The following is a 22,417-nucleotide window of genomic DNA, read 5'->3' as shown; positions in this document are numbered from 1 at the left end:
CGAAACGTTTCGCTTGCAGTAAAGTTTAAGAAAAAGTCCTGATAAAGCAAAAAAGAGTTCGCGGAATTGTGATCGTAATCGAAACGTTTCGCTATCCCAAAAATGGAGGCATAAGAAAAACATTGGGTTAGAAAATAGCCGTTGATCGCAGTCACAAAGGAAAAACAAACAATGAAACCAAATAGTGTATTTATTAAAGCATCGTTTCTTTTTTCGTATGATTCATCTCACTTCCTTTAGCTCACATCACCATACTCACAATTTAAAGAATAACGGCACCCTGACTCCTGCCGAAAAACGCTGGTTTGTTAACAGGGACATTAACGATGAAAAACATATCCCTCTCTTTGGCAGCCATCTGCTGCATGGCAGCACTCGCTGGTCAGGCACACAGTGCCGATCGGTTAACTATTGTAAAACAGTATGCCGATACGGTACTGGATAAAGCGGGCGACCATTATCACGGCACCCAGCCTTCACCTTTATTGGCGAGCGGTGTCGATCCCCGCACCGGTAAACAGCTTGAATGGATTTTCCCTGATGGGCGCACCGCAGTACTCTCCAACTTTTCCGCACAGCAAAATTTTATGCGCGTGCTGGTTGGCCTTTCTAACCTGACGGTCGATGAACGTTATCAACAGCGCGCCAAAACCAGCGTGCGTTACTACTTCGACAACTATCAGGATAAAAGCGGTCTGCTAATTTGGGGTGGACACCGTTTTGTTGATTTGAAAACGCTTCAGCCTGAAGGGCCGAGTGAAAAAGTGTTGGTGCATGAGCTGAAAAATGCCTATCCCTTCTACGAGCTGATGTTTGCCGTGTATAAACCGGCTACGGTTCGCTTCATTCGCGCGTTTTGGAATGCCCACGTGTATGACTGGCAAATATTGGAAACCAGCCGTCACGGTCAGTACGGTAAGGACATAGGTAAACTGTGGGACAACAGCTTTACCCAGCAACCGCCTTTCTTCGCCACCAAGGGGCTGAGTTTCCTTAATGCCGGTAACGATCTGATCTACTCTGCTTCTCTGCTCTATAAAAACAACCATGAAGCCGGAGCACTGGTGTGGGCAAAACGGCTGTCTGAGCAGTATGTTCTGCCGCGCGATAAAAAAACCGGTCTGGGCGTTTACCAGTTCACTCAGGCGTTAAAGCGTGCTGAAACTACTGACGACAGCGATACCAACTCCAAATACGGTGACCGCGCTCAACGTCAGTTCGGACCGGAGTTTGGGCCTGCTGCGCTGGAAGGCAATATGATGCTGAAGGGCCGCACCAGCACGCTCTATTCTGAGAATGAGCTGATGCAGTTACAACTGGCGAAAGAGTTGGGCAAAGATGGCGATGATATCAAGAAATGGACGCTGGACGGCCTGAAGGCTTTCGCCAAATACGCTTATGACGAAAGTAACAACACCTTCCGCCCGATGTTGGCTAACGGTACCGATCTTTCTAACTACTCGCTGCCGCGCGATGGTTACTACGGTAAGAAGGGCACGGTGCTGAAAGCCTACCCAGCCAGCAGTGATTTCCTGTTGTCTTACGCCCGCGCCTATACGCTGGAGAAGGATGCCGATCTGTGGAAAGTGGCGCGCGGTATCGCCAAGGGGTTGGATCTGGGGGATATCGGCTCCGCACCGGGTAAAGGCGTCAGCGTCAATGTCGGCACCAAGAATAGCGACCCGTATGCTATTTTCGCGCTGATCGATCTGTGGCAGGCAACGCAGGATAAAACCTACCTGACGGTAGCAGAAAAAGTGGCCGACAACATCGTCAGCAATAACCTGCATAACGGCTTCTTTATGAATTCTGCCAAGTCGCAATATGCATCTATCGATAGCATCGATCCCTACGCGCTACTGGCACTGGAAGCTACGCTGAAAAATAAACCGCAGACCGTTGCCCCGTTCTTAAACGGTTCCGGCTTTACCGAGGGGGCTTATCGCATGCCGGACGGCAGCGCCCGCGTCTCCACCCGTGATGATGAACTGTTTGCCCTGAAGGAAGGAGAAACCTTAAAACCGAACGGTAAATAGTCGCCTAAAAATGACGCCCTCTATCAATGAGGGCGTCATACGCTAAATCTCTACCTGAATCCCCAGCTCTATCAGCCGGTTCAGCGGTATCTCAAACTGATCGGCCGCGCGCAACGCATTACGACTCGGCATCATAAACACCTTTTGCCGCGTACGCGCAGATACCAGGGCCGTTTGCCCATGGTCAGCGACTCGTTTGGACATGAAAAACGACGTTTCCATCATTTGGCAAGCCAACCCCTCCTGCCAGCAGCGGTGAAACACCTCTTCCACGTTGGGGGTTTCACGCCAGCCGTAGTTGGCTATCACGCGCCAGAAGGTTGGAGAAAGCTGTTCAACCGTGACTCGCTGCACGTTATGCACATAAGGAACGGCTTCTGTACGCATGGTCAGCAGCACCACTATTTCGTGCAATACCTTGTTGTGCTTGAGGTTATTCAGTAATGCAAAGGGGATGACGTGCGTAGCGCGCGAGAGATAGACCGCCGTACCCGGCACCCGTACCGGCTGGTTTTTTTCAAGCGAGACAATCATCGCATCCAGTGAATTACCATGTTCGTGCAAACGGCGCAGCAAACGGAAACGCTCGCTCTTCCAGGTCGTCATGATGGTGAACATGATTAACCCCAGCGGCAACGGCAACCAACCACCGGAAAGGATCTTGACCACGTTGGCGAGAAACAGCGGAATATCAATCAACAACATCGCCACCAGCAGCAGCCACACCAGATAGCGGTGCCAGTGCCAGTTTTTTACCGCCACGGTCGCGGAAAGAATGCTGGTCAGCACCATGGTTCCGGTTACCGCAATACCGTAAGCCGCCGCCAGATTGCCAGAATGCCAGAATGCTCAAAGCTGACGATGACAATCACTACCGCCGTATACAGCAGCCAGTTTATCGCTGGAATATAAATCTGCCCGGATTACATGTCTGACGTATGGACAATCCGCATCGGCGGCAGGTACCCCAGACGCACAGCCTGGCGCGTCAGCGAGAATACACCGGAAATGACGGCCTGGGAGGCAATGATGGTAGCCAGCGTTGCCAGGATCAGCAGCGGTATCAGCGCCCAGTCGGGTGACAGTAAAAAGAAGGGATTTTTGATGGCTTCCGGATTGCGCAGCAGCAATGCCCCCTGACCGAAATAGTTGAGCACCAACGACGGCAACACGACGGTGAACCAGGCCAAACGAATGGGGAATTTACCAAAGTGCCCCATATCCGCGTATAGCGCTTCCACCCCGGTGATCGCCAGCACCACGGCGCCCAGCGCAAAGAAGGAGATAAACTTGTATTCCATAAAGAAACGCACGGCATAAACCGGGTTCAATGCCTGAAGCACCTGTGGCGTTTCCATCACGCTGCGCGCTCCCAGCACGGCCAGCGTCAAAAACCAAATCAGCATCACCGGACCCACACTGCTAGTGCCGTGCTTCTGAATGGCGAACAGCAACGTCAGGACAATCACCGACAGCGGCACTATGTAGCTATCCAGCTCAGGCGCAGCAATTTCTATCCCTTCCATCGCGGAAAGCACTGACATCGCTGGGGTGATCACCACTTCACCATAAAAGAACCCGCCGCCAATCAACCCCATGATCACCACAATGGATGTCATGCGATCGCTGGTGTGACGTCCAGCCAGTGACATCAGGGTCAAAATGCCCACTTCCCCGGCGTTGTCGGCCCGCATCACATAGGAGAAATACTTGAGCACCAGTAGCCAAAAGATCAGCGAGAGAAAGCCAAACACCGAATGTTGCTCGACGTCAAACCCAAACTGTCCGGAAAGACATTCCCTTAATGTATAAAGCGGGCTGGTGCCGATATCACCGTAAACCACGCCAATAGCTGCCAATGTAATGGCAGGAAGCGATTGCTTATGCTCTGAGCTCATAACGCCTATCTTCTGTTGTTTTCACTTTGCGACTTCCGCTGTTTTCACTGCGTAGAGAGCAACGCGTTTTTCGTAGACTTCGCCCAAAAGCACACAGTATGCATATATTCATGCAAAAACCTATCCCTTCACGCTCTATCGAAACATCCGGAAATAAAGTGGTTTATTGATTAACATAGCCAAAGATGGCAATAATCGACGCTTATATAATTAAAAAATCTGTGATCTGCCGTATATTATTGCATCGTCGTTGATGACTTCATCTCTCGCCATCTTTTCGGACGTCGTTGCGCTCACTTGATGATTTTTGACAACAGGCGACAGTAGTAGCCCCTGTTTTGGGTCATCAGAGAAAAAACGGATTCATTATGCTTCAATCATCCTCCTCGGCCGATCGTATTACACGCCTAAGCCATGCTCTCGAACACGGCCTTTACGAGCGCCAGCACGCTATACGTCTGTGCCTGCTTGCCGCGCTCAGTGGCGAAAGCGTGTTTTTACTCGGGCCACCGGGTATCGCCAAAAGCATGATCGCGCGTCGCCTGAAGTTCGCTTTTCGTGACGCTCGCGCTTTCGAATACCTGATGACACGCTTCTCCACTCCGGAAGAAGTGCTTGGCCCGCTGTCGATTCAGGCGCTAAAAGATGAAGGGCGCTATCAGCTCCTTACCGACGGCTACTTGCCGGAAGCGGAAATCGTCTTTCTGGATGAAATCTGGAAAGCAGGCCCAGCCATTCTCAATACCTTGCTGACAGCCATCAATGAGCGGCGCTTTCGCAATAGCAGCCATGAAGAAACGATTCCCATGCGGCTGCTGGTTACTGCTTCCAACGAACTGCCCGAATCAGACAGCAGTCTAGAGGCACTCTATGACCGCATGCTTATCCTCCTGTGGCTGGATAAAGTGCAAGAAAAACAAAACTTCCGCGCATTGTTGACGCACACAGGAAGCGATCGCGACAACCCGGTGCCACCTTCTCTGAGCGTCAGCAACGAAGAATACCAGGCATGGCAAAGCGCCATCGATCGTATCGCCCTGCCTGATGCCTGTTTTGAGCTGATTTATGCACTGCGCCAACAGTTGAATACCACAGACAACGCGCCTTATGTCTCCGATCGATGCTGGAAGAAAGCGCTGCGATTGCTACAGGCGTATGCTTTCTTCAGCGGCCGTGAAAGTATCGTTCCACTCGATGTCATCTTGCTGAAAGATTGCCTGTGGCACGATAGGGATTCACAGTCGCTGGTGGAACAGCAAACCGAGCAACTCGTCACCGCACACGCCTATCAGCAACAGGCACCGTTGTTCCGTTTGCAGCAGTTAAATGTAAAACGGCAACAATATCAGCAGCAACAAAGCGAGTTGCAGGCGATTACGGTCGAAAAACAGGGGGCATTCCTCAGCCGTAAAGCCCACTATCTGCTGCCGGAAATACTGAATAAAGAGACGCTGACATTGGTGTTGCAGCGCCCGTTGGTACTGAATAATATTGACGTTACACATATAGTGTTAGAAAAAAACGCCTTGCAGTCATGGCTGCAAAAAGGCGGAGAAGGCGAAATCAGAGGGAAACTCAACGGCATCGGGTTTACCCGGCATCTCGATATGTACGTGGATGATCACCTTCATCTTGCGGTGCGTGATATCAGCCTACAAACCACCATTCTTTCTTTACCTGAAAAGCGAGACTGTACCATTCCGAAATAACTAAATGATAAATATTAAAATTTAGTCAGAAATTGCGTGAGCAGCGACGCCTATTTCACCACCATCAGCCGTGTTTGTTCGTCCCTGCCGACTGGCTGGCAAAAATAGAAGACAGCCTGCAACAGGTTGACGAGCAGATACAGCTCTCGTTACAGGATTGATCGGATGTTGACGTTAGAATCGCTGGAAATGCTGTTGTCCATTGACGAAAACGAGCTCTTGGACGACCTGGTTGTCGCGCTGTTGGCTACGCCACAGCTTGTGACCTTTCTTGAACAGCACCCGAGAATGAAAGCGGCGCTGCTGCACGATCTGCCCGAATGGAAAGCGTCACTCAAACAGCGCCTGCCGAACTGGAGCGGGAATTTACCTGTTATCAAAATACTCAGGCCATCGACAATCTGACCTTCCAGTCACGCATTCCGCGCATTGTGGATACGTTACAAACAGTTGATACCCCTTTTCTTCCTCAGGCAAACAAGTTGATCGCCCATGCGGAACCGACGCTTGGGCAGCGGTTTAGCAATGCCTTTCATTCCCTGTTCTTACAGCGCTGGAAAATGAGTCTTTCTCTGCAAACAGTCTCCTTGCACCATCAATTGATGGAAGCAGAAAAAGAGACCCTGTTAGACGAATTACAGCAACGGCTGACCTTGACCGGCAAGCTGGAAGACGTTTTGGCGGAAAACGAGACAGCCGCTGGGCGATTATGGGATCTTAGCGCCGGTAAATTGATTAAAACGAGCTACAAACGCTGAGCAACTTCTGCGATTTTCTGCAAAAACAGCCTTCACTACAACGTTTAGCCGAACGTTTAGGCCGCAGCCGGGAAACTAAATCCGTTCTCTCTACCGAGGCACCGCGTGAAGCCTTTCGCGTTATGGTTCGCGAGCCAGATACCGTGCCAGAGCAGGTCGATGGCATCCACCAAAGTGATGATATTCTGCGTCTGCTTCCCGCCGAACTGGCCTCTATGGGCATCAAAGAGCTGGAATATGAGTTCTATCGCCGTTTGTTGGAACGACGGCTGCTGACCTACCGGTTACAGGCACGAAAAGGTGATTGAGCGTCCTGTTTCGCATCAGCAAAACGAACAGCAGCCCAGAGGGCCTTTTATTGTCTGCGTAGATACCTCCGGGTCCATGGGAGGCTTCAATGAACGCTGTGCCAAAGCGTTCTGCCTGGCATTAATGCGCGTCGCTCTCGCGGATAATCGCCGTTGCTACATCATGCTGTTCGCGACGGATATCGTGCGCTATGAATTGACCGCCGTAACCGGTATCGAACAGGCTACACGTTTTCTCGGCCAATCGTTTCGTGGCGGCACCGACATGGCGGCCTGCATGACATCCCTCTTGGACAAACTGGAAGATGATGTTTGGCACGATGCGGATGCAGTGGTGATTTCCGATTTTATCGCGCAGCGCTTGCCTTGAAGAGACAGCGCAACGTATTCGGCAACGACAGCAGCAACATCACCAAGCGAGACTGCCCAATACCACCGCCAATGGTTTGCGGCATTTCACCGCGTAACAATGCCTGGTGCCATTCCAGTGCCAGACGATCGACATCGCCCGTCAGCGTCAGTTGACGTTTAAGCGCATCAGCATCCACACGAATACCCATAGAAGAGAGCTCAAAGGCATCGTTCAACGCCGGGTTCCATACCAGAATATCGCCGTTCAACCCTTTCAGACCCTGTTCACCCGCTGACGACCAGTCATCATAATCCGGTGCACGCACATCGTGACGCTCACCGTGGGATAGCGTTCCACCGATGCCGATCAGGAACACGGCACCCAACTCTTTGGCAATGGCGCGTTCGCGTCCTTTCGCATCCAGTTCAGAGTAACGCTTGAGCAGCGTATCGCTGTGCACAAAATGAATGGTTTCCGGCAGGAAAGGCGTCAGGCCAAACTTACGTCTGACCTCCGCTTCGGTGCTTTTTATTGCCTGATAAATGTTCTCAACGGTAGATTTCAAATAGCCGATGGAACGCTCGCCATCACACGTTCCCAGTCCCACTGATCAACATAGACAGAGTGGATCGGGCTTAAGCGATCTTCATCCGGACGCAGCGCTTTCATGTGGATATAGATCCCCTCCCCCGCGCTAAAGTCATATTCACCTAAGGTTTTACGCTTCCATTTCGCCAGGGAGTGCACCACTTCAAACGTGGCGTCAGGTAGCGCTTTCACGTGTACCTGCACCGCTTTCTCGCTACCGGAGAGGTTATCCTGAGTGCCATCGCCCACGCGGCTCAGAATCGGTGCCTGAACTTCAATCAGACCCAACTTCTGCGCCAGTTGTGCAGAGAAAAAGGATTTCACAAACGCAATTTGTTGTTGTTTTTAGATATAGCTCTTTTTCATTTACCCATGTCCGTCGTCACTGTCTATTGTGCAATTAAGCAATAGAATGGCAGTGAAACTCAATAATCCAGCAAAGAAACAGGCATCATGGTTTTGATTCCTCATTTAACGCATGCTAAAAATGAGAAAGAGCCAAATATAAGGAAAAATTATGACTGAAATTTATCAGATCGATAATCTCGATCGCGGCATCCTCAACGCCTTTATGGAAAATGCCCGCACTCCTTACGCCGAGTTGGCCAAGCAATTTTCGGTTAGCCCAGGCACTATTCACGTTCGCGTCGAAAAAATGAAGCAAGCGGGCATTATTGTCGGCACCCGGGTCGATGTCAGCCCTAAGCAACTGGGCTATGACGTGTGCTGTTTTATCGGTATCATTTTGAAAAGCGCCAAGGATTACCCCTCTGCCCTTGAGAAACTTAATAATCTGGAAGAGGTGGTAGAAGCTTACTACACCACTGGGCACTACAGCATTTTCATCAAGGTAATGTGCCGTTCCATCGATGCACTGCAACACGTACTTATCAACAAGATCCAGACCATCGATGAAATTCAGTCCACTGAAACGCTGATCTCACTACAGAATCCGATCATGCGGACGATTGCGCCTTAAACGTCAACAGGTATATCCCTATTATCCACAGGTAGATAACAGCTCGATCACAGCGTACAATACCGCATCTTTTATTCTGACGGGCTCGGGCATGGCAGACATTACGCTTATCAGCGGCAGTACGTTAGGCAGTGCGGAGTATGTGGCAGAACATCTGGCCGAGTTACTGGAACAGCAAGGCTTTTCCACCGATGTTCAGCATGGCCCGCAACTGGACGATCTCCCGCAGAACGGATTATGGCTACTGGTGACTTCAACTCACGGTGCCGGTGAATTACCGGACAACCTGCAACCGTTGTTTAAACAGATTAGCGATCGGCAACCAGATCTTTCACTGGTTAGCTATGGGGCAATCGGGATCGGCAGTAAGGAATATGACACCTTCTGCGGTGCGATCGTTACTGTGGATCGTATTCTTGCGGATCGCGGAGCAAAAAGGATCGGTGAGATGTTGCAGATCGACATCTCCGAACACGATATTCCTGAGGATCCCGCAGAAGTTTGGCTGGTTCCCTGGGTAAAATTACTCAGATAAGCGGTTTATTTAACCACTTAATTGTGTACAACTTTATGTATATCCGGGTGAAAACCGGTAGTTATCCCAATAACTACCGTTGTTCATTTTTTGTCTTGTGAATAACCCTCTATTTTGATCCCAGTCTATACGGTATGGGATCACCGATCATTCACAGCAAACGATCATCAACAATCTGTTGATCTTCATTTGGAAAAAGTACTTATCCACATGCAGGGCGGATCTTAATAGAAGATCTAATAAGAAGATCTCTATATAAAAAGATCTTTCTTTAACTAACGACGATCCAACAGTCTTGGTCGTTTGCGTAAACTTGAGTAGAATCCCCTTCCCCAAGGCAAGCAATGATCCTAGGCACACATCGTTAGCTCGACTATTCTCGTTAACACCAGCGAGGTGCAGTACCATGTTTTATCTAGATCCTTTTGACGTCATCGTGATCGGCGGTGGTCATGCCGGCACAGAAGCCGCTATGGCAGCGGCGCGCATGGGGCGTCAAACCCTGTTATTAACTCACAATATCGATACGCTGGGACAAATGTCCTGCAACCCGGCCATTGGCGGGATCGGAAAGGGACATCTGGTTAAAGAGATCGACGCCATGGGTGGCTTGATGGCTCGCGCAGTCGATCGTGGTGGCATACAGTTTAGAATACTAAACAACAGCAAAGGTCCAGCCGTTCGCGCTACGCGTGCACAGGCGGATCGCGTGCTTTATCGTCAGGCGGTACGCACCGCGCTGGAGAATCAACCAAACCTGACGATCTTCCAGCAGGCGGTTGACGATCTTATCGTTGAGAACGATCGTGTTGTCGGAGCCGTGACCCAAATAGGGATGAAGTTCCGCGCGAAAACCGTCGTGTTGACCGTAGGGACTTTCCTTGACGGTAAAATTCATATTGGCCTGGACAACTACAGAGGCGGACGTGCTGGCGATCCGCCATCAATACCGCTATCGTGCAGACTGCGTGAGCTGCCCTTACGTGTCAGTCGTCTTAAAACCGGTACGCCACCGCGTATCGATGCACGCACCATTGATTTCAGCGTGCTGGCACAGCAGCATGGCGATAACCCGATACCGGTGTTCTCGTTCCTGGGGAACGCCAGTGAGCACCCGGCACAGATGCCGTGTTACATCACCCACACCAATGAGAAAACTCATGAGGTGATCCGCAATAACCTGGATCGCAGCCCCATATATGCCGGTATGATTGAAGGTATTGGCCCTCGCTATTGTCCATCAATCGAAGATAAGGTGATGCGTTTTGCCGATCGCAATGCGCATCAGATTTTCCTTGAGCCAGAAGGGTTGACCAGTAACGAAATTTACCCTAACGGCATTTCTACTAGCCTGCCGTTTGACGTTCAGTGGCAAATTGTCCGTTCCATGCGGGGAATGGAAAATGCCAAGATCGTGCGTCCGGGCTATGCCATCGAATATGATTTCTTCGATCCGCGCGATCTTAAACCCACGCTGGAAAGCAAATTTATTCACGGTTTGTTTTTTGCCGGGCAGATTAACGGCACGACCGGCTACGAAGAAGCGGCAGCTCAAGGCATGCTGGCCGGCTTGAATGCAGCACGTCTGGCGTTCGATCAGGAAGGTTGGTTCCCGCGTCGCGATCAGGCTTATCTGGGCGTGTTGGTGGACGATCTGTGTACGCTCGGTACCAAAGAACCCTACCGCATGTTCACTTCACACGCTGAATATCGCCTGATGTTGCGTGAAGACAACGCCGATCTGCGTTTAACTGAAATCGGCCGTGAGCTCGGCATGGTAGATGATTATCGCTGGGCGTGCTTCAACGAGAAACTGGAACATATCGAGCAAGAACGACAGCGCTTACGCGAACTGCGCGTTCACCCTCACAGCGAACAGCGTGATGCCGTGGATGCGTTGCTAAAAACGCCGCTGTCGCGCGAAGCAACCGGTGAGGAACTGCTGCGTCGCCCAGAGATGGATTACTCCACCCTGACGGCTTTACCGATGTTTTCACCCGCACTGTCAGATGTTCAAGCGGCAGAGCAGGTTGAAATTCAGGTGAAATACGAAGGATATATCGCGCGTCAGCAAGATGAGATTGAAAAACAACTGCGCAATGAAAGTACCGTGCTACCAGCGGATCTGGATTACCGCCAGGTTAGCGGGCTTTCCAACGAAGTGATTGCCAAGCTTAACGATCATAAACCGGGATCCATCGGACAAGCTTCGCGCATTTCGGGAATTACTCCAGCAGCGATCTCTATCTTGCTGGTTTGGTTGAAAAAGCAAGGGTTGCTGCGTCGCAGAGCCTGATAACTGTGCTGCGCATATAGCGCAATATGGTGTGTCATCGTATGTGGCTGTTCCTGACAGCCATATTTCATCAGATATGGCAGGATAAGCGCGTGAAAGACAAATTAGACGCTCTATTGCAGCGAGCGGATATCTCTGTGAGTGAGCAACAAAAAAATTCGCTACTCCAGTATGTTGAGATGCTGCACAAATGGAACAAGGCCTATAATCTCACGTCTGTGCGCGACCCGCAGGAGATGCTGGTACGCCATATCATGGACAACATTGTGGTTGATCCACATTTGCAAGGCGATCGGTTTATCGATGTGGGGACAGGACCGGGATTACCGGGTATTCCACTGGCTATCGTACGTCCGTCTGCGTTGTTTACGCTGCTGGATAGTCTGGGAAAACGTGTGCGTTTTCTGCGTCAGGTTCAGCATGAACTCAAGCTGGATAATATATTTCCTGTTCAGTCCCGGGTGGAGGAATTCACCATTGAGCCGCCTTTCGATGGCGTTATCAGCCGAGCGTTTTCCTCTTTGCTTGATATGCTCGAGTGGTGCAAGCACCTGCGACCGGGCGCTTTTATGCCCTGAAAGGGGTAGTTACCGAAGAGGAATTAGCCGCATTGCCTACATCGATAGGGGTAGAACGTGTCGTACGTCTATCTGTACCTGAACTGGAAGGTGAACGTCATTTGGTGGTTCTTAAACCAAACTAATTTTGCGTTTTATCAAATAAATTATAACTAATTGTATCAGAAAGACCATTTACGCCTGATGGGTATTATTTACGGAAAAATGGGCGCCGATCACCATTTTTTTACAAACCATAGCGGCATTGCATAAAGTTTGTTTCCATTTGAATAGTAACATGAGAAATTAATCGTTACTGTGGATACTCGATGATAAATCCACATGTTAAAGACATAAGAAAATAATGTTAACGATGTCAATGCTCGGTTTGTGTGATGTTTTTGGGGCGTTTGAAAAAATGCCATTATTTAACTATTTGAATTTAATTAAGATAAATAGCTATTTTTGCTAAAGACTTAAAAAAACCGATCTGATATAAAGCGTATATGTCATTTTTATGTGATTGATATCACATATTATCGGTTAATTGAAAGGCTTACGGGCTGCGGCTGTTGTCTCGATTGTTAGTAAAAATAAGGCTTGAGAAAGAGTTTTAAATTATTGTTCACCTTTTTGCTACTTATCGATTGAATTCGCAGGCGTGAACCGTATAATTTGCTCGTTTTTCGCCGCTTGACTCGATGGGATAAAGGCAGTTTTATACGTCAGTCAGTCTCTGGAAAAGGAACGAAGAGCAAAACGCATGTCTGTCTCCCTTATACAGTGGAAAACCGGCCTTTTTGGGGCTGATGTTGCAGGCGGCTACGTTCGTGTTAATCAGCGCCGTTTTTTTCCTGCGCAGCGTGGAGGCCGGAGCTTCCGCTTTAGCGGGGGGGCTGCCGAATGTGTTTTTTGTGCTTTTCGCCTTGTGTCATCAGGCGGGTAAGCCAATCGAAGATCGCGTTGCCTGGTCGTTTGCTGTTGGCGAAGCGCTGAAAGTATTTATCACCATCGCATTGCTGGTGGTGGCGTTAGGATTTTTCAAGGCGGCGTTTGTTCCCCTTGGCCTGACGTATCTGGCGGTGCTGATAATGCAGATAGTGGCGCCAGCCGCCGTTAACCGTTACCGTATTAACAACAACAGGGTAAGGAACATCATGTCTGCATCTACTCCCCAAGAGTATATCGGTCATCACCTGAAACATTTACAGGTGGGTTCTGGGTTCTGGTCGATTAACGTCGATTCGATGTTTTTCTCAATCGCACTTGGGATCCTGTTTCTGGTCATCTTCCGCAAGGTGGCGAAAAACGCGACCAGCGGTGTGCCCGGTAAACTGCAAACCTTTGCGGAGATGATCATTGGTTTTGTTGATGGCAACGTGCGTGACATGTTCCATGGCAAAAGCAAACTGATCGCCCCTCTGGCGCTGACCATTTTCGTTTGGGTGTTCCTGATGAACGCCATGGACCTGTTGCCGATCGATCTTCTGCCATTTATCGGCGAGCATTGGATTGGATTGCCTTACCTGCGCGTAGTACCGACGGCGGATGTCAATATCACGCTTTCCATGGCGCTGGGCGTGTTTATCCTGGTGCTGTTCTACAGCATCAAAATGAAAGGTGTTGGCGGTTTTGTTAAAGAACTGACCATGCAACCTTTCAACTATCCGGTCTTTATTCCCATCAACCTGATTCTTGAAGGTGTCAGCCTGCTGTCCAAACCGGTTTCTCTCGGCTTGCGATTGTTTGGCAACATGTATGCGGGTGAGTTGATCTTCATCCTGATTGCCGGTTTGCTGCCGTGGTGGTCGCAATGGTTGTTGAATGTGCCTTGGGCGATATTCCACATCCTGATCATTACGCTTCAGGCCTTTATTTTCATGGTTCTGACGGTTGTTTATCTCTCGATGGCATCTGAAGAGCATTGATTTTTCTTTCAACACAATAACGTTCTAACTGAAACAAACTGGAGACTGTCATGGAAAACCTGAGTGTGGATCTGCTGTACATGGCTGCCGCGTTGATGATGGGTCTGGCAGCGATCGGTGCTGCGATCGGTATCGGCATTCTGGGTGGTAAATTCTTGGAGGGAGCGGCTCGCCAGCCTGACCTGATTCCTCTGCTGCGTACACAGTTCTTTATCGTTATGGGTCTGGTTGACGCCATCCCGATGATTGCTGTTGGTCTGGGCCTGTATGTGATGTTTGCGGTCGCCTAACCCGGTAACGCTGGTTAGGTATTTAACATCAATCATTTAACTTAAAAGAGGCATTGTGCTGTGAATATTAATGCAACAATCCTCGGCCAAGCCGTTGCGTTCGTCCTGTTTGTCTGGTTTTGCATGAAGTATGTATGGCCGCCGCTGATGGCTGCCATCGAAAAGCGTCAGAAAGAGATTGCTGACGGTTTGGCTTCTGCGGAACGTGCCAAAAAAGATTTGAACTTAGCGCAGGCTAATGCCACCGATCAGCTGAAAAAAGCCAAAGCGGAAGCTCAGGTGATCGTAGAGCAAGCCAATAAACGCCGTGCTCAGATCCTGGATGAGGCCAAAGCGGAAGCAGAAGCTGAACGTAGCAAAATCGTGGCGCAGGCGCAGGCTGAAATTGAAGCCGAACGTAAACGTGCTCGTGAAGAGCTGCGTAAACAGGTTGCCATGCTGGCGATTGCCGGTGCCGAGAAGATTATTGAACGTTCCGTGGATGAAGCTGCTAACAGCGACATCGTTGATAAACTGGTCGCTGAACTGTAAGGAGGGAGGGGCCGATGTCTGAATTTGTCACGGTAGCTCGCCCCTACGCCAAAGCAGCTTTTGACTTTGCGGTTGAACATCAGGCTGTTGAACGCTGGCAGAACATGCTGGCGTTTGCCGCTGAGGTCACACGCAATGAACAGGTTGCCGCTCTGCTGTCTGGTGCTATGGCACCGAATCTGCTGGCGATCACCTTCATTGACGTTTGTGGCGATCAACTGGATGAGCCCGGCCAGAACCTGATCAAGGTGATGGCGGAAAATGGGCGTTTACTGGTGCTTCCTGAAGTTCTGGAACAGTTTGCGCAACTCCGCGCCGCGCAGGAATCGACGGTTGACGTCGAAGTTACCTCCGCAAGCGCACTGAGCGAGCCGCAACTGGACAAGATTACTTCCGCCATGGAAAAACGTCTGTCACGCAAAGTGAAGCTGAATTGCAAAATTGATAAGTCTGTTGTCGCAGGCGTGGTGATCCGCGCGGGCGACATGGTGATAGATGGCAGCATCCGCGGTCGTCTGGAACGCCTCGCAGACGTCTTGCAGTCTTAAGGGGACTGGAGCATGCAACTGAATTCCACCGAAATCAGCGAACTGATCAAGCAGCGCATTGCTCAGTTCAATGTGGTGAGCGAAGCTCACAATGAAGGTACTATTATTTCCGTCAGTGACGGGATCATTCGCGTACACGGCCTGGCCGATGTCATGCAAGGGGAAATGATCTCCCTGCCCGGCAACCGTTACGCTATCGCCCTGAACCTGGAGCGCGACTCCGTAGGTGCGGTGGTGATGGGGCCGTACGCTGATCTTGCCGAAGGCATGAAGGTCAAATGTACTGGCCGTATTCTGGAAGTGCCGGTTGGCCGTGGCCTGCTGGGCCGCGTGGTGAACACCCTGGGGGCACCTATCGACGGCAAAGGCCCGGTTGAGAACGACGGGTTCTTTCCGGTAGAAGCGATCGCTCCGGGCGTTATCGAACGTCAATCCGTTGATCAGCCGGTACAAACGGGCTACAAGTCCGTTGACGCCATGATCCCGATTGGTCGTGGTCAGCGTGAATTGATCATCGGCGACCGTCAGACGGGTAAAACCGCACTGGCTATCGACGCCATCATCAACCAGCGTGATTCCGGCATCAAGTGCGTGTACGTGGCTATCGGCCAGAAAGCCTCCACCATCTCCAACGTGGTGCGTAAACTGGAAGAGCACGGCGCATTGGTCAACACTATCGTTGTTGTGGCAACCGCGTCTGAATCTGCTGCCCTGCAATACCTGGCTCCGTATGCCGGTTGTGCGATGGGTGAATACTTCCGTGACCGCGGTGAAGATGCACTGATTATTTACGATGACTTGTCCAAACAGGCCGTCGCTTATCGTCAAATTTCCTTGCTGCTCCGTCGTCCGCCAGGTCGTGAAGCTTACCCAGGCGACGTTTTCTACCTCCACTCCCGTTTGCTGGAGCGCGCGGCGCGCGTTAACGCCGATTACGTAGAAGCGTTTACCAAGGGTGAAGTAAAAGGGAAAACCGGTTCATTGACGGCGCTGCCCATCATCGAAACTCAGGCAGGTGACGTTTCCGCGTTCGTTCCTACCAACGTAATCTCGATTACCGATGGTCAGATCTTCCTGGAATCGAACCTGTTCAACGCCGGTATTCGCCCTGCGGTTAACCCAGGTATCTCCGTATCCCGTGTGGGTGGTGCAGCGCAGACCAAGATCATGAAGAAACTGTCCGGTGGTATTCGTACCGCATTGGCACAGTATCGTGAACTGGCGGCGTTCTCCCAGTTTGCTTCGGATCTGGATGATGCAACGCGTAAGCAGCTGAATCATGGTCAGAAAGTAACTGAACTGCTGAAACAGAAACAGTATGCGCCGATGTCCGTTGCGCAGCAGTCTCTGGTGCTGTTTGCCACTGAACGTGGCTATCTGGCGGATGTAGAACTGGCGAAAGTAGGCAGTTTCGAAGCGGCGCTGTTGGCGTATGCCGACCGCGAGCACGGCGATCTTCTGCAACAAATCGACCAGACTGGCGCTTATAACGATGAGATCGAGGGTAAGTTCAAAACTATCCTTGATACCTTCAAGGCAACCCAGTCCTGGTAACGCCCGTTGGCCTGCCTGATGGCAGGCCTTCAGGCATTGAGGAGATGCAAAGATGGCCGGCGCAAAAGAGATACGTAGTAAGATCGCAAGCGTCCAGAACACGCAGAAGATCACCAAAGCGATGGAAATGGTCGCCGCTTCCAAAATGCGTAAATCGCAGGATCGTATGGCGGCCAGCCGTCCTTATGCAGAGACCATCCGCACGGTGATTGGTCACCTGGCGTTAGGGAATCTGGAATATAAACATCCGTACCTGGAAGAGCGTGGCGTTAAGCGCGTCGGGTATTTGGTGGTGTCCACTGACCGTGGCCTGTGCGGTGGCTTGAACATTAACCTGTTCAAAAAACTGCTAGCAGACATGAAAGCCTGGAGCGATAAAGGTGTACAGAGCGATCTGGCGATGATCGGTTCCAAAGGCGTTTCGTTCTTCGGTTCTGTGGGTGGCAACGTTGTTGCTCAGGTTACCGGCATGGGGGATAACCCTAGCCTGTCCGAACTGATCGGGCCGGTAAAAGTGATGCTGCAAGCCTATGACGAAGGTCGTCTGGACAAGCTGTATATCGTGAGCAATAAGTTCATCAATACCATGTCTCAGGAACCCCAAGTGGTTCAGCTTCTGCCTCTGCCTCTGCCTCTGCCGCCTGCGGACGATGGCGAGTTGAAGAAAAAATCCTGGGATTACCTGTATGAACCCGATCCTAAGTCGCTGCTGGATACCCTGTTGCGCCGCTATGTGGAGTCTCAGGTTTATCAGGGCGTCGTAGAAAACCTGGCCAGTGAACAGGCCGCTCGTATGGTTGCGATGAAAGCCGCAACGGATAACGGCGGTAGCCTGATCAAAGAGCTGCAGTTGGTTTACAACAAGGCTCGTCAGGCCAGCATCACGCAGGAACTTACCGAGATCGTATCGGGAGCCTCCGCGGTTTAAACCAGGTTTACGAATTACGTATTGTCGAATTACGTAGAGGATTCAAGATGGCAACTGGAAAGATCATCCAGGTAATCGGCGCTGTGGTCGACGTCGAGTTCCCGCAAGATGCCGTACCAAACGTGTACGATGTGCTTGAGGTTGAAAACGGTGCTGAAAAACTGGTGCTGGAAACGCAGCAACAATTGGGCGGCGGCGTTGTTCGTTGTATTGCAATGGGTTCTTCCGACGGTTTGCGCCGTGGGCTGAAAGTGAACAGCCTGGGCCACCCGATCGAAGTTCCGGTTGGTAAAGCGACGCTGGGTCGTATTATGAACGTACTGGGCGAACCGGTCGACATGAAAGGCGAGATCGGCGAAGAAGAGAGTTGGGCGATTCACCGTCCGGCACCGAGCTACGAAGAGCTCTCCAATTCCCAGGAACTGCTGGAAACGGGTATCAAGGTTATCGACCTGATGTGTCCGTTTGCCAAGGGCGGTAAAGTGGGCCTGTTTGGTGGTGCAGGTGTAGGTAAAACGGTAAACATGATGGAGCTGATCCGTAACATCGCGATCGAGCACTCCGGTTACTCCGTATTTGCCGGTGTAGGGGAACGTACCCGTGAAGGTAACGACTTCTACCACGAAATGACCGACTCCAACGTTATCGATAAAGTATCACTTGTCTACGGTCAGATGAACGAGCCGCCAGGTAACCGTCTGCGCGTGGCACTGACCTGCCTGACCATGGCGGAAAAATTCCGTGATGAAGGTCGTGACGTACTGCTGTTCGTCGATAACATCTACCGTTATACCCTGGCCGGTACGGAAGTATCCGCACTGCTGGGCCGTATGCCTTCTGCGGTAGGTTATCAGCCGACGCTGGCGGAAGAGATGGGTGTGCTGCAAGAACGTATCACTTCTACCAAAACCGGTTCTATCACGTCTGTGCAGGCCGTATACGTTCCTGCGGATGACTTGACTGACCCGTCGCCAGCCACCACCTTCGCCCACTTGGATGCGACCGTGGTACTGAGTCGTCAAATCGCGTCTCTGGGTATCTACCCGGCTGTTGACCCGCTGGATTCCACCAGCCGTCAATTGGATCCGCTGGTGGTTGGTCAGGAACACTACGACGTAGCGCGTGGCGTGCAGTCTATCCTGCAACGTTATCAGGAACTGAAGGATATCATCGCGATTCTGGGTATGGACGAGCTGTCTGAAGAAGACAAACTGGTCGTTGCCCGTGCGCGTAAAATCCAGCGCTTCCTGTCGCAGCCGTTCTTCGTGGCAGAAGTATTTACCGGTTCTCCGGGTAAATATGTGTCACTGAAAGACACTATCCGCAGCTTTAAAGGCATTATGGACGGTGAATACGACCATCTGCCGGAGCAGGCGTTCTACATGGTTGGCTCCATTGACGAAGCAGTGGAAAAAGCCAAGAAACTGTAACGCCTGTGAGGAGGGTGATATGGCTGCAATGACTTACCATCTGGATGTCGTTAGCGCAGAACAGGAAATGTTCTCCGGCCTGGTGCAGAAGATCCAGGTGACGGGGAGCGAGGGTGAACTGGGTATTTACCCGGGCCATACCCCTCTGCTCACTGCCATTAAACCTGGTATGGTGCGTATCGTTAAGCAACACGGTGAAGAAGAGTATATCTATCTGTCCGGCGGCGTCCTTGAGGTGCAACCGAACTCCGTGACCGTGCTGTCCGATACCGCCATCCGTGGGCAGGATCTTGATGAAGCACGCGCTCTGGAATCCAAGCGTAAAGCGGAAGAGCACATTCGCAATTCTCATGGCGATGTGGATTTCGCACAAGCTTCCGCGGAATTGTCGAAAGCAATTGCGAAGCTGCGTGTTATTGAGCTGACCAAAAAAGCGATGTAACTTGCGCATTCAGTAAAAAAGGCCGATCTACCGATCGGCCTTTTTTTATTTCTGGGCCTTGGAAAGATCCATTTGGTGAACAAGTGTGGCAGTCTGAACCTCTTCAGGTATTTGATAGTTAAATCTTATTAGGGTGTAGCATCTAAAATAAAACGGAAAAGGACGTTAGTGAAACATGGAACAGGAAATGGGTTTTGTTTTTATGCCGTCATTGATCTCGATACTCATCAATGCTCAGGAGAAAAAAGGTGCGTTGCTGACTCAGGAAGAAGTTGAGGGTATCCGCGATCGCTCGGTTGTTATGAGTATGCCGAAATCTGTTTGTGAGAAAATGGATAAAGACCGAGGCTACAAGGATATTGATCCTGAATTTGCCTGGCTTGAATACTTACATCACAACGGGGTTCTTGATGAGATTATCAAAGAGATTAAATCGGAAGATTAATTATTAAATTTCAATATGTTAATCGCGGTTTTTTCGATGCCTGGAATAACGCGAACCTGTTGAGCCAATAAAAAAACGGCGGGATGACTCCCGCCGCTTGTCCGAATTTTTTTCAGTCAATCATTTCTTTTTCAGGAAATCACCCAGTACCAGATTGCCTTTCGCATCGCGTGCGAAGGTTTCCGGCACCGTGACCGAGACAAAGTTCTTCACTGTCATCTCTTTTCCCTGGGCGTTAACAGAGAGGCCGTCTTTGATAAAGAAGTTGCTGTTGTCTACATTTCCCACCACGGCGTCGTCGTATTTGCCTTCTTTGGTTTTCAGGGAAACGTTGTTTTTAAACACACCTTGTTTTTCCGGGCCAGAGTAAGGGCTTGGGCGGAAAATAAAGTTGAAGCGTTGGTTATCCAGCGCCGTGTTGTTTTCTACCGCCAGCGCGCCGGGGTTAAAGTTATCAGTAAAACCATCCAACTGGTTGCCAACAGCGATGCTGTTTTTCACCTTGTGCGCCACTGGCTGCCCTTCACCGCCCATTTTGAAGCCGTTACTGGTGTTGTTCATGGCAATTGAATTCTCGATCACCACAACGCCGTTAGCGCCGTCTTCAATCTTGTTGAACAGATCGAAACCATCGTCAATGTTGTTGTGAGAAAACGCACCGTGAATCACGTTGCCTTCACCAACGCGCATTTTGACTGAGAAACCGTCGGCGTTGATTTTGCCTGGATCCTGGTTGCTGTGTGATTCAGAGTTCAGAATCAGGTTGTGGCTGGCCCACAGCGGACGGCCTACATCACCGGAAGAGGAAACCTGAATCCCGGTATCGTCACAATGGTGTGCCAGTACCTGTTCGATGGTGTTGTAGCTGCCTTCGATACGGAACGGCTTCTCAGTTATTTCGATGCCTTTCACATGCCAGTAGCTGGCGTTCAGTTGCAGCCCGTGAATCACTGCTTTTTTGCCCTGAGCGAACAGTTTTTTCGGTGCCTTCTGGCTGCCGCTGGCGCTGACGGGAATAGAAGAAGCACTGTAATCGACGTCTGCTAGCCATAAGGTTGCTCCTGCTGGCAATACGTTAATTGCGGTTGCGAAATCTAACGGGGCATTTTTGCTGCCATCGTTGCTTGCCTGACCTTGCGCAGAGACGTAGAGACATTCTTGGCATCAGCCAGTTTGACTTTCTCTACGCTGAATGTCGCTTCTTTCGCTGCTTTATCATCTCCTTCTGTTGGCAGATAAACGATTTTGAAGTCACTTCCTGCACTCAGTTTGGCGGGAACGCTCAGCGTCTCACCGGCTTTAACGGTATGTGCGCCGCCCAGCGCTTTGCCGCCCTGAGTGATAGTGACCGTACCGGCATAGTTGGCGCGCAATTGCACGTCATAGTTATCACCCACACTTTTGCTGGAAGACATCACCTGGAATACTGGGGCAAACGCGGCAAATTTGAATTCCGGCGAGGCTTTGGTTTGTGCTGGAGAAGTCGTCAACTGCGCATCACTGACGGTGATCTTGGCATTACGCGAAGCGAAGAAGCCCACATAGTAATGGTCTTTATCCAGCTTGGTGACGAGATCCGCCCCCTTCACGTCTTTGGTTACCCAGTTGTCGCTGTCTTTAGGCGCATAAGACGTCACAAAACCATCATTGGTACGTTCCACCTTCATACGGAAAGAAGGGGTCTGTTCAAGATTAATTTTTTCCTGAATATTGGTTTTTGTGATCTTGGCACCCGCGTTGCCCCACGGCTGCATCACGCCGTTACGCACGATAGCTTGCAACCGGACCTCAGTATGGGATTTTTTTCCTACGTCATGATGGCATTCATCACCATGTTGGAGGCGGTAGGGAACTCCTCATAGCCTTCCTTCAACGGGTTTTGACGCGGTGCACCGATAATGTCGCGCACCAGAATCCCAGCCCCTTCCTGTGCGGCCGGTTTAGCGCCATTTTCCGGGCCAAACTGATCGACTGTCACGGTAGCTTGCAAGGTGAAATTCACATTAGCTGGCAGCGTGGTGTAGAAGAAAGTTAAGCCATCGTGCGTGTTGGAGATTTTACCGCCGCGACTTTCGATGGTGATCGGCGCTGAGAGATCGGCTTTATCATCTACAGTCAGCTTTTTGCCGTTGATGGTGACATCGTTAACGCCAATCTTTTCTGGCAGAACGTTGGAAGAGAAGTTAACGTCGGTCGATTGGCCGAAGGCGATGCTATGCCATACCGGTGCGGGTTGTTCAGTTGCGTGTGCTGTGAAGCTAAGGAACAGAAAGGACGGCGCCATGGCTACTGTGGCAAGCTGTAA

General features: G+C 50.7%; 14 protein-coding genes and 7 pseudogenes. 17 read left to right on the top strand and 4 right to left on the bottom strand.

Features of this window, described 5'->3' with window-relative positions; translation table 11 throughout:
- The first annotated feature begins 326 nt into the window (after positions 1 to 326).
- Positions 327 to 2,036 (top strand): pectate lyase, encoded by a 1,710-nt coding sequence (locus ACMZI0_RS08070; RefSeq protein WP_415672561.1) that lies wholly within the window; start codon positions 327 to 329, stop codon positions 2,034 to 2,036.
- 42 nt (positions 2,037 to 2,078) lie between these two features.
- On the opposite strand, the gene ACMZI0_RS08065 is transcribed toward ACMZI0_RS08070, so the two are convergent.
- Positions 2,079 to 2,828: a KUP/HAK/KT family potassium transporter gene (locus ACMZI0_RS08065; protein ID WP_415672560.1), complete on the bottom strand. Its 750-nt coding sequence runs from the start codon at positions 2,826 to 2,828 to the stop codon at positions 2,079 to 2,081.
- An 8-nt stretch (positions 2,829 to 2,836) separates the two neighbouring features.
- A pseudogene (locus tag ACMZI0_RS08060) lies at positions 2,837 to 3,934 on the bottom strand (KUP/HAK/KT family potassium transporter).
- A gap of 368 nt (positions 3,935 to 4,302) precedes the next feature.
- Here ACMZI0_RS08060 and ravA point away from each other — a divergent pair.
- Positions 4,303 to 5,804 (top strand): annotated as a pseudogene (gene ravA, locus ACMZI0_RS08055) (ATPase RavA).
- Between the two features lie 4 nt (positions 5,805 to 5,808).
- Positions 5,809 to 7,116 (top strand): annotated as a pseudogene (gene viaA / locus ACMZI0_RS08050) (ATPase RavA stimulator ViaA); the annotation flags it as partial.
- Here viaA and asnA read toward each other — a convergent pair.
- Positions 7,108 to 7,982, bottom strand: a pseudogene (gene asnA, locus ACMZI0_RS08045) (aspartate--ammonia ligase); the annotation flags it as partial. The pseudogenes viaA and asnA overlap by 9 nt on opposite strands.
- A gap of 184 nt (positions 7,983 to 8,166) precedes the next feature.
- Here asnA and asnC point away from each other — a divergent pair.
- From asnC to ACMZI0_RS07975, 14 genes and pseudogenes are all read left to right on the top strand, one after another.
- Positions 8,167 to 8,628, top strand: coding sequence for a transcriptional regulator AsnC (gene asnC, locus ACMZI0_RS08040; RefSeq protein WP_415672559.1), 462 nt, complete (start codon positions 8,167 to 8,169; stop codon positions 8,626 to 8,628).
- 91 nt (positions 8,629 to 8,719) lie between these two features.
- Positions 8,720 to 9,163 (top strand): FMN-binding protein MioC, encoded by a 444-nt coding sequence (gene mioC / locus ACMZI0_RS08035; protein WP_415672558.1) that lies wholly within the window; start codon positions 8,720 to 8,722, stop codon positions 9,161 to 9,163.
- Positions 9,164 to 9,569: 406 nt separating this feature from the next.
- Positions 9,570 to 11,459 (top strand): tRNA uridine-5-carboxymethylaminomethyl(34) synthesis enzyme MnmG, encoded by a 1,890-nt coding sequence (mnmG, locus tag ACMZI0_RS08030; RefSeq protein ID WP_415672557.1) that lies wholly within the window; start codon positions 9,570 to 9,572, stop codon positions 11,457 to 11,459.
- A 92-nt stretch (positions 11,460 to 11,551) separates the two neighbouring features.
- Positions 11,552 to 12,162, top strand: a pseudogene (rsmG, locus tag ACMZI0_RS08025) (16S rRNA (guanine(527)-N(7))-methyltransferase RsmG).
- Positions 12,163 to 12,783: 621 nt separating this feature from the next.
- Positions 12,784 to 13,131: pseudogene (atpI, locus tag ACMZI0_RS08020) on the top strand (F0F1 ATP synthase subunit I); the annotation flags it as partial.
- Positions 13,132 to 13,173: 42 nt separating this feature from the next.
- On the top strand, positions 13,174 to 13,944 hold the full coding sequence (atpB, locus tag ACMZI0_RS08015) for a F0F1 ATP synthase subunit A (protein ID WP_415672571.1): 771 nt from the start codon (positions 13,174 to 13,176) through the stop codon (positions 13,942 to 13,944).
- Positions 13,945 to 13,994: 50 nt separating this feature from the next.
- On the top strand, positions 13,995 to 14,234 hold the full coding sequence (gene atpE, locus ACMZI0_RS08010; RefSeq protein WP_005976545.1) for a F0F1 ATP synthase subunit C: 240 nt from the start codon (positions 13,995 to 13,997) through the stop codon (positions 14,232 to 14,234).
- A 60-nt stretch (positions 14,235 to 14,294) separates the two neighbouring features.
- A complete protein-coding gene (atpF, locus tag ACMZI0_RS08005) occupies positions 14,295 to 14,765 on the top strand; it encodes a F0F1 ATP synthase subunit B (RefSeq protein ID WP_415672556.1) in 471 nt (156 codons plus the stop codon).
- A 14-nt stretch (positions 14,766 to 14,779) separates the two neighbouring features.
- Positions 14,780 to 15,313 (top strand): F0F1 ATP synthase subunit delta, encoded by a 534-nt coding sequence (gene atpH / locus ACMZI0_RS08000; RefSeq protein ID WP_415672555.1) that lies wholly within the window; start codon positions 14,780 to 14,782, stop codon positions 15,311 to 15,313.
- Between the two features lie 12 nt (positions 15,314 to 15,325).
- Positions 15,326 to 16,867, top strand: coding sequence for a F0F1 ATP synthase subunit alpha (gene atpA / locus ACMZI0_RS07995; RefSeq protein ID WP_415672554.1), 1,542 nt, complete (start codon positions 15,326 to 15,328; stop codon positions 16,865 to 16,867).
- Positions 16,868 to 16,919: 52 nt separating this feature from the next.
- Positions 16,920 to 17,795 carry a F0F1 ATP synthase subunit gamma gene (atpG, locus tag ACMZI0_RS07990; RefSeq protein WP_415672553.1) on the top strand — a complete coding sequence of 292 codons (876 nt, stop codon included), beginning with the start codon at positions 16,920 to 16,922 and terminating at the stop codon, positions 17,793 to 17,795.
- A gap of 47 nt (positions 17,796 to 17,842) precedes the next feature.
- Positions 17,843 to 19,225 (top strand): F0F1 ATP synthase subunit beta, encoded by a 1,383-nt coding sequence (gene atpD / locus ACMZI0_RS07985; protein ID WP_415672552.1) that lies wholly within the window; start codon positions 17,843 to 17,845, stop codon positions 19,223 to 19,225.
- Positions 19,226 to 19,253: 28 nt separating this feature from the next.
- Positions 19,254 to 19,667: a F0F1 ATP synthase subunit epsilon gene (locus tag ACMZI0_RS07980; protein ID WP_415672570.1), complete on the top strand. Its 414-nt coding sequence runs from the start codon at positions 19,254 to 19,256 to the stop codon at positions 19,665 to 19,667.
- A gap of 175 nt (positions 19,668 to 19,842) precedes the next feature.
- Entirely contained in the window at positions 19,843 to 20,112 is a 270-nt protein-coding gene (locus tag ACMZI0_RS07975) for a hypothetical protein (protein WP_415672551.1), read from the top strand.
- A 120-nt stretch (positions 20,113 to 20,232) separates the two neighbouring features.
- On the opposite strand, the pseudogene ACMZI0_RS07970 reads toward ACMZI0_RS07975, so the two are convergent.
- Positions 20,233 to 22,396, bottom strand: a pseudogene (locus ACMZI0_RS07970) (right-handed parallel beta-helix repeat-containing protein).
- Positions 22,397 to 22,417 lie beyond the last annotated feature (21 nt).

The organism is Symbiopectobacterium sp., assembly GCF_047692315.1.
Lineage (GTDB): Bacteria > Pseudomonadota > Gammaproteobacteria > Enterobacterales > Enterobacteriaceae > Symbiopectobacterium.
Note: the sequence above shows the minus strand (reverse complement) of the source record. Positions and strands in the feature narration are given on the sequence as shown.